The sequence below is a fragment of the Streptomyces sp. NPDC048644 genome, assembly GCF_043199105.1.
In the GTDB taxonomy this organism is placed as follows: Bacteria; Actinomycetota; Actinomycetes; order Streptomycetales; family Streptomycetaceae; genus Streptomyces.
The window spans coordinates 329,639-342,150 of sequence record NZ_JBICVO010000002.1 but is presented as its reverse complement, the minus strand read 5'-3'; the positions used below and the strand labels follow the sequence as shown (position 1 = coordinate 342,150).

Sequence of the window (12,512 nt, the reverse complement as noted above, 5' to 3'; positions counted from 1 at the left end):
GCCGTCTGCCGGTACGACCAGGCACACTTGAGGCATGACGTTCGGAGCAACGCCCACGCCGAGTCCCCGCCCGCCCCGGCGCTCCCGCGCCCGCCGGTTCATCCCGCTGTGCGTGGCCGCCTGGCTGGTGCTGGAAATCTGGCTGCTGACCCTGGTGGCCGGCGCGGCGGGCGGCTGGGCGGTGTTCCTGCTGCTGGTGGCCGGCGTGATCGTCGGCGGGTACGTGATCAAGCGCGCCGGACGCCGTGCCTGGAAGAACCTCACGGAAACGCTCCAGGCGGGCTCACAGGAGGCGGCGAAGGACCCCGCGGCCTCCGGGGGCGGCGGCAACACGATGCCGATGCTCGGCGGCCTGCTGCTGATGCTGCCCGGGATGATCTCCGACGTCCTGGGCCTGCTCTGCCTCTTCCCGCCGACCGGGAAGCTGATCCAGCGCCGCGCGGAGAAGCTGCTGACCCGTCAGGCGCGCTACACGCCGGGCTCGCTCGGAGATGCCTTCCAGCAGGCCCGTATGCACCAGCCCGACGGCAAGGTCGTCCAGGGCGAGGTCATCCGCGACGACGCGCCGCAGCAGCCGCCCCGGCAGGATCCGCCGCTGCCCCGTTGAGCCGCCGCGGGCCCTGCACGTCGGGGCCCGCCGCGCACGGGCGTGACGGAATGGCCCGCCCGGAGGGCGCGGCAGCCGCCGGAAACACGCAAGGGCCGGGGCCACCGTGAAACGCGGTGGCCCCGGCCCTTTTGCTGCGATGCTGCGTAGTGAAGCCCGGTTGTCAGGCGGACTTGCGGTTGGTGTCGCGCGGATGCACGGCAATGTTCATGGTGCCGGAGCGCAGGACGGCCAGCCTTTCGGCCAGCACCTCCTCCAACTCCTCGCGGGTGCGCCGCTCCATGAGCATGTCCCAGTGCGTACGCGCGGGCTTCCCCTTCTTTTCCTCAGGGCCGTCGCCATCCACCAGAAGCGAGGGTGCACCGCAAACCTTGCACTCCCACTCCGGCGGAATCTCGGCCTCAACCGAGAACGGCATCTCAAAGCGATGTCCGTTCTCGCATGCGTACTCCACCGCCTGGCGCGGGGCCAGGTCGATGCCGCGGTCGGTCTCGTAGCTGGTCACCACGAGTCGCGTGCCGCGAAGAGCTCGCTCACTCATGAATCGTGCCTCCCGGGCTTGTCGCCCACAGGACAGGTGTCGCTGTCGTCGTCATCCGGTCAACGTCCGGTCGGCGGTGAAGATTCCCGAAATCGGGACATGCGCCCACCCGTCGCCCACCACCGCCCTTGACGGAGGCGCTGTGCGCCGCTGCCTACCTTCGTGCCGCCCCTTGTTGTACCCACCAGCGCCCGGTTTGTCACATCTGGCAGCAGATGTCACCCAGCGCTTCCCAATGTTAAGCGCGCAGTAACGGTCCGCCTGGTGAGCCAAAGGCGTACACTACCGGCCCGCGCGCTCCGGACCTAAATCCGGTCCGGCACGGCATTGCCGGCGGCAGCGATCGCGCGCCGCACCGGCACCCGCGCCAGCAGCACGAAACCGACCACGAAGAACGCCACCAGCGACAGAATCGCGTCCCGGTAGCTGCCCGTCACCTGGTAGGTCACGCCGAAAACCAAAGGCCCCAGCCAGCTCACGCCGCGGTCGCTGATCTCGTACGCGGAAAAATACTCCGCTTCCTTGCCGCGCGGCACCAAATGCGAGAACAGGGAACGGGACAGCGCCTGGCTGCCGCCCAGGACCAGGCCGATCGCGGCGGCGATCACGAAGAATCCCGCGGGCACTTTGGCCGGCAGGAAGAACGCCGCGGCGATCGTCGCCGTCCACGCCACCAGCGAGCCGAGGATCGTCCGCTGCGCGCCGTAGCGCCGCGCCAGCCGCCCCATGAGCAGTGCGCCGGCCGCGGCCAGCACCTGCACCAGCAGGACCGCCACGATCAGCGTCGTCTGGTCCAGCTTCAGCTCCTCCGAGCCGAAGACCGACGCCTGGGTGATCACCGTCTGCACGCCGTCGTTGTAGACGAGATACGCGAGGAGGAAGGCGAGGGTCAGGGGGCGGCTGCGCATGTCGCGCAGCGTGCCGCGCAGTTGACGCCAGCCCTGGCCGAACGTGGCGGCACCCGCGGCGGGCACGTCCGCGCCGCGCGCCGCCCACCGGTCCCGCAGCCGGCGCAGCGGTATCAGCGAGAACAGTCCCCACCACAGCCCCGCGGACGCCAGGCAGATCCGCACCGCCGTGCCCTCGGTGACCCCGAACGCGTCGTGCCCGGCGTACAGCACCAGATTGGCGATCAGGGCCAGCGCAGCCGCCGCGTAGCCGAACGCCCAGCCTCGCGTGGACACCGCGTCCCGCTCGTCCGGCTCGGCTATCTGGGGCAGGTAGGAGTTGTAGAGCATCATCGACACGACGAACGAGACATTCGCGATGATCAGCAGGGCGCCACCGAGCAGATATCGCTGGCCGCCGAGGAAGAACATGCCGGTCGTGGCCGCGGCGCCGGCGTAGGCGCAGAATCCCAGGAGCGGTTTCTTGCGGCCGGTGCGGTCGACGACGGCCCCGGCGACCGGCATCGCCAGCACCGAGAGCAGCAGCGAGGCGGAGACCGTGTACGCGAAGAACGAACCGGCCCTGACCGGTATCCCCAGCGGATGCACGAAGCCGTCCGGGCCGGCCGCCGCCTTCGCCACGGACGTCAGATACGGGCCGAGGAAGACCGTCAGCACCGTCGTGGAGTAGACGCTGTTGGCCCAGTCGTACCAGTACCAGCCGCGCTGTTCCCTGCGTCGTGCCGCATCTCGGGCCGTATCCCCGGCCACGGCCTGTGCGCTCACCGCACCCACCCCCGTCTTCTCGTCCCCGCCCACCGCGGCGGACGGGGCAGGGGCTCAGACCCAGGCGCCCCGTCCGGTCAGCACCGCGCGCAGTGTGTCGATGTGATCGGTCATGATGCCATCCACCCCAAGATCCAACAGAGTCGCCATCCGCCCGGCGTCGTTGACCGTCCACACGTGGACCTGCATGCCGAGCGCGTGGGCCGCGCGGACGAACAGCCGGTCGACGACCGGGATTCCGGACTGCCGCTCGGGGACCTGCACGCACACCGCGCTGCGTCGTACCGCGGCGCCCAGCAGCCGGTCCACCGGCAGCGATCCGCGGCCGAGCGAACGCAGCCGCAGTCCCGCGACGCCCCGGGTGCCCAGCGATGTCGCCATCCGCCGGCCCGCCATCCGCTGCGCCCGCGCGACCCTGGCCTCCGAGAACGAGCCGATGCACACCCGGTCCCAGGCGTCCGTACGGCGCAGCAGTTCCAGCAGCGGCGTCAGCGCGGCCTCCGCCTTGACGTCGACGTTCCAGTGGGCGTGCGGGAACTCCTCCAGCAGGTCCGCGAAGAGCGGCAGCGGCTCACGCCCGGCGACCCTGGCCCGGCGCACCGCACGCCACGGCAGCGCGCCGATCTCGCCACGGGTGTCGGTGACCCGGTCCAGCGTCGCGTCGTGGAAGGCGACCAGCTGCCCGTCGGACGTGGCGTGGACGTCGGTCTCCAGATAGCGGTACCCCCTCTCCGCCGCCCGCCGGAACGCGGCGGCGGTGTTCTCCAGGCCGTCGGCCGCCCCGCCGCGGTGTGCGAACGGGAGCGGGGCGGGGTGGTCGAGGTAGGGGTGGCGTACGCGTATCGCTGGCATCACTCAGGAAGTATCGCGCGCTCCGGCGGGGCGTCGTTGCGGGCCACCACCAGGGGCTGCTGCTCGGGCAGGCCCTTGATCGCGAACCGGCGGATGAAGAACTGCGCCAGCGGGCCGATGGCCAGCGCGTAGAGCACCGTGCCCACCCCCACCGAGCCGCCGAGCAGGAAGCCGACGGTGAGCACGGTCACCTCGATGCAGGTCCGCACCAGGCGCAGCGGGCGGCCCGTACGCCGGTGCAGCCCGGTCATCAGGCCGTCGCGCGGCCCGGGGCCGTAGCGCGCCGAGATGTACAGGCCGGTGGCCGTGCCGTTGAGGAGTACGGCGAAGACCAGCAGCGGGATCCGGATGCCGAGCGCGCGGATGTCGGGAACCAGCGCCAGCGTCGCGTCCATGACCAGCCCGAGCACCACCACGTTCGAGATCGTGCCGAGTCCGGGGCGCTGCCGCAGCGGAATCCACAGCAGCAGGACCAGGGCGCCGGTGGCGATGGTGACGGTGCCCATGGAAAGGCCGGTATGTATGGAAATTCCCTGATTCAGCACGCTCCATGGGTCCAGGCCGAGCCCGGCGCGCAGTTGGAAGCCCATGCTCACGCCGTAGAGCACGAGCCCGACGTAGAGCTGTATGAGCCGTCGCGGCACAAAGGAACGCGGTGATTTGTGCCTGTCGTCGATGGACAAAACTCTTCCCCCTCCTGGCAGGATTGGATTGACACATGACACGATGTGGCATGGCAGGGCTCAAGATCGAGAGCCAATTCGCAGAAGGTGGACTGAATCTCATGGCGCAGTGGACTTCAGCGGTGGGTGCGACCCAGCTCGCCCGGCTGCTCCGGTCACAGGACCCGCGGGATGCCGAACTCGCCGTGGGCGGCCGGAAGTTGCCCGCCTACCGCGGCCTCGCCGACGGCGTACGCCTCCTCGTCCTGGAAGGCCGTGTCCCGGTCGCCGCCCGGCTCCCCGCCGAACGCGAACTGGCCGCCGCGCTCGGAGTCAGCCGCACCACCGTCGCCGCCGCCTACGAAGCCCTGCGCGCCGAAGGCTTCCTGGAGTCCCGCCGCGGATCGGGCAGTTGGACCGCGGCACCGGCCGGCAGCCCGCTGCCCACCCGCGGCCTGGAACCGCTGCCCCCGGAGGCCGGCGGCTCCATGATCGACCTCGGCTGCGCCGCCCTGCCGGCCCCCGAGCCCTGGCTGACCCGCGCCATCCAGGGCGGCATGGCCGACCTCCCGCTCTACGCCCACACCCACGGCGACTACCCGGCCGGCCTCCCCGTCCTGCGCCAGGCACTCGCCGACCGCTACACCGCCCGCGGCATCCCCACCATGCCCGAACAGATCATGGTCACCACCGGCGCGATGGGTGCCGTCGCCGCGATCTGCCGGCTCTGTACGAGCCCAGGCGAGCGGGTGGCCGTCGACTCCCCGTCGTACGCCAACATCCTCCAGCTGATGCGCGACGCCGGCGCCCGGCTCGTCCCGGTGGCGCTCGCCGAACGGCTGGCCGGCTGGGACATCCCCGCCTGGCGCCAGGTGATGCGGGACGCCGCGCCCCGGATGGCATACGTCGTCGCCGACTTCCACAACCCGACCGGCACCCTCGCGACCGACGACCAGCGGCGCCGCATGGTCGACGCCGCCAAGGCGGCCGGCACCCTGCTCGTCGTCGACGAGACCATGACGGAGCTCCAGCTCGACGACAATCCCGAACCGCCGCGCCCGGTCTGCGCGTTCGACCCCGGGGGCAGCGCCGTGATCACCGTCGGCTCGGCCAGCAAGGCGTTCTGGGCCGGGATGCGGATCGGCTGGGTGCGCGCGGCGCCGGACATCATCCGCAGCCTCGTCGCCGCCCGCGCCTACTCCGACCTCGGCTCGCCCGTGCTGGAACAGCTCGCCATCGCCTCGCTGCTGGACACCGGTGGCTGGGAGCAGGCCGTCGAGATACGCCGCGACCAGGCCCGCGAGAACCGCGACGCGATCGTCGGCGCACTCCGACGCGAGCTGCCCGACTGGGAGTTCACCGTCCCCCGCGGCGGCCTCACCCTCTGGGTCCGCACCGGCGGCCTCTCGGGATCCCGCATCGCCGAGGTGGGCGAGCGGCTGGGGGTACGGGTGCCGTCAGGGCCCAGGTTCGGCGTGGACGGCACCTTCGAAGGGTTCGTACGGGTGCCGTTCACGGTCGGCGGTGCGGTCGCCGACGAGGCCGCGTCCCGGCTGGCGGGTGCGGCCCGGATGGTGGCGAGCGGCGCCACCGTCGACGCGGACACGCTCAGGGCGTTCGTCGCCTGAGGCGCCACCGGCTCGCGGCGGGGGCGCAACCGGCGCCCCCGCGCCCCGCCCTCAGCCTTCCGCACCCGCGGCCTGCACCGGGCCGTTGACCTTCACCGCACCGTTCACCGGCCCCGCCGCCGCGGCCGGAACCGTCCCGGGAGCCGCCGCGCCACCCGGCGCCGGCCCGTCCGCAGGATCCGCCGCCTCCCCGGCCACCGCCTTCGTCAGCTGCGCGGGACCGCCGCCCACCGGCAGTCCCGTCTCCCGCTCGCCCGCCGCCGGGCCTGGCACCTGCTCGCCCGCCGGGACCGTACGGTCGGGAAGCAGCGCGAGCACCGCCTGCCGGTGGGTCTCGCTCGTCGCGTCGTCGAACGGGTCCGGGGTCGCGGGCACCTGGAGCCGCAGCACCGGACCCGCGCCCAGCCGCGCGTAGCCGCGTCCGGCCGGCACCTCGGCCGTCGGTGTGGTGTGCGGCGGCGCCCCGAGCACCGCGCCCACCTCGTCCGCCGTCGCGGGGCCGAGCAGCACCCGGGCGCGGGTGAGCGTCCTTACCGGTTCGCTCAGCAGTCCTGCGCTGTCGCACTGGTCCGCGACCACCACCGTGACCTGCGCCGCCCGGCCGTGCCGCAGCGGCACCTGGAGCAGCCGCTGCGGGTCGTCCCGGCCCTCGGCGACCGCCAGGTGGGACAGCGCGGTGGGCCGGTCGGCGATGATCCACAACGGCCGCCTGATGTCGTCGGGCGCCGGCCCTCCGGACTGCCGCGCCCGGTTCGCCACGATGAGCCGCCGCTCGGTCTCGTGCGCCGCCCACTCCAGTGTCGCCAGCGCGCCCGACAGACCGCTCTCCACCCCGAGCACGCCGCCGCGCCCGGCCAGACACCCGTACTCACCCGTTCCGCTGCCGTCGATGACCAGCACGTCGCCGTGCTGGAGCACCTGGAGCGCGAGCGACCGCAGCAGCGTGGTGGTTCCCGACCCCGGCTGCCCCAGCACGAGCAGGTGCGGCTCGGTGGACCTCGGGCCGGTGCGCCAGACGACCGGCGGCTCGTCCCGGGCGCCGTCCGGCCCGTCGACCGGCAGCGTCCTGTGCACCGATGCGTGATCGGTGAATCCGAGCACCGCCTCGCCGGGCGAGGTCACGAACCGCTGCGCGGCGAGGTCGGTGGGCAGCGGACCGAGGACGGTCAGCAGCAGCCGGTTGGCCTCCTCGTCCCACTCGAAGCGGTACTCGCGCCCGCGCCCGCACTTGGCGTGCAGCACCTGCTCGATACGGGCCCGGGACGGGGCCTCGCCGTCGGTGAAGTACGCCGGATACCGCAGCCGGAGCCGCGCGATCCGGCCGTCGTCGTCGAAGGTGTACTCCTCGAACACCGCCTCGCAGTCGCCGCCGTGCGTGTAGAGCGGGCAGGGGTCGCCGTCGCTGGAGAAGTACGGCACCAGCGCCTCGTACAGCGTCTGGAGCCGCGCCGACTCCGCCTCACCGGGACCGTTCTGCACGGGCGTGTGGTCCCGCCCCGCCCAGGCCGCCGCGCCCATCGCCCCGACCAGCCCCAGCAGCGGCCCGTACGGCACGAACGTCACGACCAGCAGGCAGGCGGCGACGAGGAAGAACAGCGGGCCCCGGCGGTCCTTGGGGGTGGCGGCCCAGCGCTGCCCGCCGGAGACGGCCAGCCGGCGCGCTCCGCGGCCGATGGTGATCAGCGGATGGAACACATCGGTCGCGCTGTCGGCTGCGGTGCGCGCGAACTCGCGGCTGCGGGCGAGGGATGCGCTGTCGGTCAGGATGCGGGGCAGGGGGCGCCGGGCCACATCTGTCTCCTGGGGTCGGTACGCGGCTGTGACGGGCTCTGCGCCCCGTCGCCCCGGCGACATCCTGCGGAACGGGCTATTCCGTGGACGTCGCCGGAGGCCACGGGGCCGGGGCGGCGGTGAAGGCGCCTCTCGGGCGTGGGCGGCGGGCGCACCGGAGGGGCGAGTCAGGCGCCGCGCTGCGGGCGCGACGGCGGACCCGCTCGCCTAGATCTTGAGTCCTCCCAGGAGGCCGGCCAGGCTCGCGCTGCCGGCCTTGATGCTCGGTGCGATGGCGGACCCCGCCAGATAGAACCCGAAGAGCGCGCACACCAGGGCGTGCGAGGCTTTGAGGCCGTCTTTACGGAAGAAGAGGAAGACGATGACACCGAAGAGTACGACGCCGGAAATGGTCAGAATCATGGGATTCGCTCCTGGGTGGTGGGGACGGTCACCGTGAGTTCTTCCAGCCTCACAGGGCGCATCAAGCCCCCAAAAGCTGCAAATGGGTGATTTATCGTTGAAACCCCCCAAACAGGCCCACCCGTGCAGCGACCTCCCGCGCCATGTGCTGGGCGGGGCACCGGCCGTCGGCGCCTACCGGCACAATCGGGGGGTGCCGAAGAACAAGCCCCGCCGCGCCGCCGCGGTCACCCCCGAAAGCCCCTGCCCCTGCGGTCGCGACGCGTCCTACCGCGACTGCTGCGCGCCCTTCCATCAGGGCCGCGCCACCGCCCCCACCGCCGAGCGGCTGATGCGCTCGCGCTACGCCGCCTTCGCCGTCGGCGACCCGGCCTACCTGCTGCGCACCTGGCACCCCTCGACCCGGCCTGCCGGTCTGGAACTCGACCACGGCAGGCGCTGGGCCGGCCTGGAAATCCTCGGGACGACGGGCGGCAGCGCGTTCCACACCGAAGGCACGGTGGAATTCCGCGCGCACTCCACCCTGCGCGGGCATGCCGACGCCCAGTACGAGAACAGCCGCTTCGTCCGCGAGGACGGCGCGTGGGTCTATCTGGACGCGGACGCGGGGGAGTAGCGGGGGAGTGGGCGCGGGGAAGTAGCGGCCTCGGCGCGTCGGTTCAGTGGCCGCGCAGCTGCTCGATCTCGCGGCGGTCCCGCTTGGTCGGCCGCCCCGTGCCCCGGTCGCGGAGGCCGATGAGGGGGATCTCCTCGCGCGGCGGTTCCGGCGGGGTGTTGTCGACGAAACATTCGGCGGCGACGGCCGCGCCCACCCGCTTGCGCACCAGCCGCGAGACCACCACGACGCGCTCCCGGCCCGCGTGCCGCAGCCGCACCTCGTCCCCCGTGCGCACCGTGTAGGCGGGCTTCACCCGTTCCCCGTTGACCCGGACGTGCCCCGCTCGGCAGGCGGTCGCGGCCAGCGAGCGCGTCTTGGTCAGCCGCACGGACCAGATCCAGCTGTCGATGCGGGTGTTGCCCTCGTCTGAAGCCATGCCACGACTCTAGGACACGCGCCGGAGCCCGGGGAGTGCCACCGGAAGCGCCGCGGGCCGGGTGCGCCCGGGGCCGGACGCACGCCCGGACGCCCGCGGTCGAGGCGCTCAGGCCGACGCCCGCTTCCCGCCCTTCTTCGCCGCCGCCTTCTTCGCGGTGCTCTTCTTGGCCGACGCGCCGCCGGACGTGCCGGACGTGCCCGACCTGCCGGACCTGCCCGACGACGAGGCGCCGCCCGAGCCGGAGGCGCCGGCCTTCGCCCGCCCGCCCGAGGTCTTCGGCGCCGCCTTCTTCGCACCGGACGACGCGGTCTTCTTCGCCGCCTTCTTGGCCGGGGCCTTCGCCGCTGAAGCCTTCTTCGTGCCGCCCTTGTCCGCACCGGGCTCCGCACCGGACTCCGTGCTGCTCCTGGCGCCCTTCCGGCCCCGGATCGGGGTGACCGACGCCGGCTCCTCGCCCTCGTCCGCCGCGCCTTCCCCGCGTCCCTCCCGGGCCGCCTTCACGCTGCTCTCCAGCGCGGCCATCAGGTCGATCACCTGGCCGCCTGACGTGCCGGACGAGGTGGGTGCGACCGGTTCGCCGCCCTCCAGTTTCGCCGTGACCAGCGCCTCGACGGCCTCGCGGTAGTCGTCGTGCAGTTCGCCGGGATCCAGCTCGCCCAGGGAATCCATCAGGGTCTCGGCCAGCGTCAGCTCGTTCTCGCGGATCTCGACGCCGTCCGGCACCACACCGGCCGTCGAACGGATCTGGTCGGGCCACAGCAGCGCGTGCATCACGATCGCCCCGTCGTGGGACCGCAGCATCGCCAGGGTCTCCCGCCCGTGCATCGCCACCTTGCCGATCGCGACCTTCCCGTGGTGCTCCAGCGCCTCCCGCAGCAGGGTGTACGGCTTGACGGCGGCCGGCCCGTTGGGCCCCAGGTAGTAGGACTTGTCCATCTGGAGCGGGTCGATCTCGCCGGCATCGAGGAACGACAGGATCGTCAGCGTCTTCGTGGTCGGCAGCGGCAGCCGGGACAGATCGTCGTCGGTGATCGGCACGATCGAGTCGCCCGCCTGGTACCCCTTGCCGATCTCCTCGTTCGACACCTCCTCGCCGTCCAGTTCGCAGAACTTGCGGTACTGGATCCGTCCACCGTCCTTGTCGTGGATCCGGACGAAGGACACCGAGGTGCTGCGGTTCGTGGCGCTGTAGGTCTTCACGGGGATGCTGACCAGGCCAAAGGAAATAACGCCGTTCCATACAGATCGCATCATTCATCCCTTATGTGGGATTCTCATCGTATGTCGCCTATTACGGCCGTGGAGGGGCGGCGCCTTTCGCTGACCCGCCTGGAGAAGGTCCTCTATCCCGAGACCGGCACCACCAAGGGCGAGGTGCTGCACTACGTCACGACCACGGCGGGCGCGATCCTGGCGCACCTCCACGACCGGCCGGTGTCCTTCCTGCGCTTCCCCGACGGGCCGGACGGCCAGTGCTTCTTCACCAAGAACGTGCCGCCCGGCACCCCCGCCTGGGTGAAGACCTCCGAAGTGCCCCGCAAATCGGCCGACCACGGCCGCCAGGTGGTGCTCCAGGACGTCTCGTCCCTGGTGTGGGCCGCGAACCTCGTCGTCGAACTGCACGTACCGCAGTGGACCGTGGAGCGCCCCGGAGTCGCCGACCGGCTCGTCCTGGATCTCGACCCGGGCGCACCGGCCACCATCGTCGAATGCTGCGCCGCCGCCCGGTGGCTGCGCGACCGGCTGGCCGCCGACGGCCTGCACACCTACGCCAAGACCAGCGGCTCCAAGGGCCTGCACCTCATCGTGCCCGTCGAGCCCACTCCATCGGACGACACCACCGCCTACGCGAAGACCCTCGCCATCGAAGCCGCGGCGGCACTGCCCGAACTGGTCGTCCACAAGATGAAGAAGGAGCTGCGCCCCGGCAAGGTGTTCATCGACTTCTCGCAGAACTCCGCGGCCAAGACCACCGCGGCGGCCTACACCCTGCGCGCCCGCCGCACCCCCACCGTCTCCACCCCCGTCACCTGGGACGAGGTCGCCGACTGCACGGAACCCGGCCAACTCTCCTTCCTCTTCGGCGAGATCGCAGGACGGCTGGCGCGCCACGGAGATCTGCTCGGCCCGCTCCTCAACCTCAACCGCGCACGTCCGCTCCCGAGGGCCGCCCGGTGACCGCGCTGCCCCGGATCGCCCCCATGCTCGCCACACCCGGCATCCTCCCGGCCGCGCGCGACGACTGGCGGTGGGCGTACGAGAGCAAGCACGACGGGCAGCGCGCCGTCATCGAGCTGCCCGGGGACGGCGCGGTGCTGCTGCGGTCCCGTTCGGGTGCGGACATCACCGCCGTCTACCCCGAGTTGCTGCCCCTGGGTGCCGCCGCCGACGACGGGGCGCCGGCCGTCCTGGACGGGGAAGTGGTCGCGCTCGACGAGGAGGGCAGGCCCGATTTCGAGCGGTTGCAGTCCCGGATGGGGTTGTCAGGGTCGCCGGTGAAGGCCGCCCGGCTGGTGTCGGGGAATCCCGTCCATCTCCTGCTGTTCGACGTGATGTTCCTCCGGGGCCGCAGCCTGCTGCGGCTGCCGTACGCCGAACGCCGCGCGGCACTGGAGGGCCTCGGACTCCGGGGGCCGCACTGGTCGACGCCGGCCGCGCTGCACGGGCACGGCGCGCAGGCGCTCGCGGCCACGAAGGAACGCGGCCTGGAAGGCGTGGTCTGCAAGCGGCTCGACTCCGTCTACACGCCGGGCATCAGGTCCCGCTCCTGGATCAAGATCCGCAACATCCGGACCGTGGACGCGATCGTCGGCGGCTGGGTGCCGGGCCGGGGACATCTCGCAGGGCTGCCGGGCGCATTGCTGCTGGGCCGGTGCGAGGCGGGGGAGCTGCGCTACATCGGCAACGTCGGCACGGGATGGAACGCCCGCGAACGGGCCCTGCTCGCCGAGCTGTTGCGGATCGCGGCCGTGGACGCCTGCCCGTTCGCCACGGTGCCGCCGGTCGCGGACGCCCGATGGGTCCTGCCGCGCCTGGTGGGCGAGGTCCGCTACGCCACCGAGACGAAGGCGGGGCTGCTGCGGCAGCCGTCATGGCACCGGCTGCGCCCGGATCTGGCGCCCGGGGACGCCGGGTGAACGGGGCTGCCGAACGCCCCGGGTGCGCCAACCGCGTCCGTGGAAAGGGAGATGTCAGTGCCCCGGCATAGATTGGGGGCATGACGGAGGGGACACACGACACCGACACGATGCGGCTGCGGGCGCAGGCAGGTACCGCAGCCGCGGCACAGGCGGCGCCCGGTGCGGCGGCGGAGGCAGCG

13 protein-coding genes are annotated in these 12,512 nt (G+C 72.3%); 5 read left to right on the top strand and 8 right to left on the bottom strand.

The window, feature by feature from the left end; translation table 11 throughout:
* Positions 1-34: 34 nt before the first annotated feature.
* Complete coding sequence (gene fxsA, locus ACGFNI_RS05680) at positions 35-607, top strand: FxsA family membrane protein (RefSeq protein WP_393680892.1); 573 nt, start codon at positions 35-37, stop codon at positions 605-607.
* 163 nt (positions 608-770) lie between these two features.
* Here fxsA and ACGFNI_RS05675 read toward each other — a convergent pair whose 3' ends face one another.
* From ACGFNI_RS05675 to ACGFNI_RS05660, 4 genes are all read right to left on the bottom strand, one after another.
* Positions 771-1,148: an RNA polymerase-binding protein RbpA gene (locus ACGFNI_RS05675; protein ID WP_100605284.1), complete on the bottom strand. Its 378-nt coding sequence runs from the start codon at positions 1,146-1,148 to the stop codon at positions 771-773.
* A gap of 305 nt (positions 1,149-1,453) precedes the next feature.
* The gene (locus ACGFNI_RS05670) at positions 1,454-2,821 is read right to left on the bottom strand and encodes an MFS transporter (RefSeq protein ID WP_393680890.1); all 1,368 of its coding nucleotides are present in this window, start codon (positions 2,819-2,821) and stop codon (positions 1,454-1,456) included.
* 54 nt (positions 2,822-2,875) lie between these two features.
* Positions 2,876-3,673 (bottom strand): glycerophosphodiester phosphodiesterase, encoded by a 798-nt coding sequence (locus ACGFNI_RS05665; RefSeq protein ID WP_393680888.1) that lies wholly within the window; start codon positions 3,671-3,673, stop codon positions 2,876-2,878.
* On the bottom strand, positions 3,673-4,263 hold the full coding sequence (locus tag ACGFNI_RS05660; protein WP_393681453.1) for a YitT family protein: 591 nt from the start codon (positions 4,261-4,263) through the stop codon (positions 3,673-3,675). The genes ACGFNI_RS05665 and ACGFNI_RS05660 overlap by 1 nt, the downstream gene beginning before the upstream one ends.
* A gap of 194 nt (positions 4,264-4,457) precedes the next feature.
* On the opposite strand from ACGFNI_RS05660, the gene ACGFNI_RS05655 reads away from it, so the two are divergent.
* Positions 4,458-5,963, top strand: a complete 1,506-nt coding sequence (locus tag ACGFNI_RS05655) for a PLP-dependent aminotransferase family protein (RefSeq protein ID WP_393680886.1) — start codon at positions 4,458-4,460, stop codon at positions 5,961-5,963.
* 51 nt (positions 5,964-6,014) lie between these two features.
* Here ACGFNI_RS05655 and ACGFNI_RS05650 read toward each other — a convergent pair whose 3' ends face one another.
* Positions 6,015-7,754: a hypothetical protein gene (locus ACGFNI_RS05650; RefSeq protein ID WP_393680884.1), complete on the bottom strand. Its 1,740-nt coding sequence runs from the start codon at positions 7,752-7,754 to the stop codon at positions 6,015-6,017.
* Between the two features lie 207 nt (positions 7,755-7,961).
* The gene (locus tag ACGFNI_RS05645) at positions 7,962-8,156 is read right to left on the bottom strand and encodes a hypothetical protein (RefSeq protein ID WP_393680882.1); all 195 of its coding nucleotides are present in this window, start codon (positions 8,154-8,156) and stop codon (positions 7,962-7,964) included.
* A 193-nt stretch (positions 8,157-8,349) separates the two neighbouring features.
* Here ACGFNI_RS05645 and ACGFNI_RS05640 point away from each other — a divergent pair, with 193 nt between their 5' ends.
* A complete protein-coding gene (locus tag ACGFNI_RS05640) occupies positions 8,350-8,772 on the top strand; it encodes a YchJ family protein (protein WP_393680880.1) in 423 nt (140 codons plus the stop codon).
* 43 nt (positions 8,773-8,815) lie between these two features.
* Here the strand turns inward: ACGFNI_RS05640 and ACGFNI_RS05635 are convergent, their stop codons facing one another.
* Both ACGFNI_RS05635 and ACGFNI_RS05630 read right to left on the bottom strand, forming a co-directional pair.
* Positions 8,816-9,190, bottom strand: a complete 375-nt coding sequence (locus tag ACGFNI_RS05635) for an RNA-binding S4 domain-containing protein (RefSeq protein ID WP_393680878.1) — start codon at positions 9,188-9,190, stop codon at positions 8,816-8,818.
* A gap of 108 nt (positions 9,191-9,298) precedes the next feature.
* On the bottom strand, positions 9,299-10,393 hold the full coding sequence (locus ACGFNI_RS05630; protein WP_393680876.1) for a Ku protein: 1,095 nt from the start codon (positions 10,391-10,393) through the stop codon (positions 9,299-9,301).
* A gap of 81 nt (positions 10,394-10,474) precedes the next feature.
* Here ACGFNI_RS05630 and ligD point away from each other — a divergent pair, with 81 nt between their 5' ends.
* Together ligD and ACGFNI_RS05620 are read left to right on the top strand one after the other, a co-directional pair.
* A complete protein-coding gene (gene ligD, locus ACGFNI_RS05625) occupies positions 10,475-11,371 on the top strand; it encodes a non-homologous end-joining DNA ligase (protein ID WP_393680874.1) in 897 nt (298 codons plus the stop codon).
* Entirely contained in the window at positions 11,368-12,330 is a 963-nt protein-coding gene (locus ACGFNI_RS05620) for an ATP-dependent DNA ligase (protein WP_393680872.1), read from the top strand. The genes ligD and ACGFNI_RS05620 overlap by 4 nt, the downstream gene beginning before the upstream one ends.
* Positions 12,331-12,512 lie beyond the last annotated feature (182 nt).

Excerpts from the sequence above, each read along its gene's own strand:
- ACGFNI_RS05660 (WP_393681453.1), bottom strand. The coding sequence starts at position 4,263 with ATGGGCTTCCAACTGCGCGCCGGGCTCGGCCTGGACCCATGGAGCGTG.
- ACGFNI_RS05645 (WP_393680882.1), bottom strand. The coding sequence starts at position 8,156 with ATGATTCTGACCATTTCCGGCGTCGTACTCTTCGGTGTCATCGTCTTC.
- ACGFNI_RS05675 (WP_100605284.1), bottom strand. The coding sequence starts at position 1,148 with ATGAGTGAGCGAGCTCTTCGCGGCACGCGACTCGTGGTGACCAGCTAC.
- ACGFNI_RS05665 (WP_393680888.1), bottom strand. The coding sequence starts at position 3,673 with ATGCCAGCGATACGCGTACGCCACCCCTACCTCGACCACCCCGCCCCG.
- ligD (WP_393680874.1), top strand. The coding sequence starts at position 10,475 with ATGTCGCCTATTACGGCCGTGGAGGGGCGGCGCCTTTCGCTGACCCGC.
- ACGFNI_RS05655 (WP_393680886.1), top strand. The coding sequence starts at position 4,458 with ATGGCGCAGTGGACTTCAGCGGTGGGTGCGACCCAGCTCGCCCGGCTG.
- ACGFNI_RS05635 (WP_393680878.1), bottom strand. The coding sequence starts at position 9,190 with ATGGCTTCAGACGAGGGCAACACCCGCATCGACAGCTGGATCTGGTCC.
- fxsA (WP_393680892.1), top strand. The coding sequence starts at position 35 with ATGACGTTCGGAGCAACGCCCACGCCGAGTCCCCGCCCGCCCCGGCGC.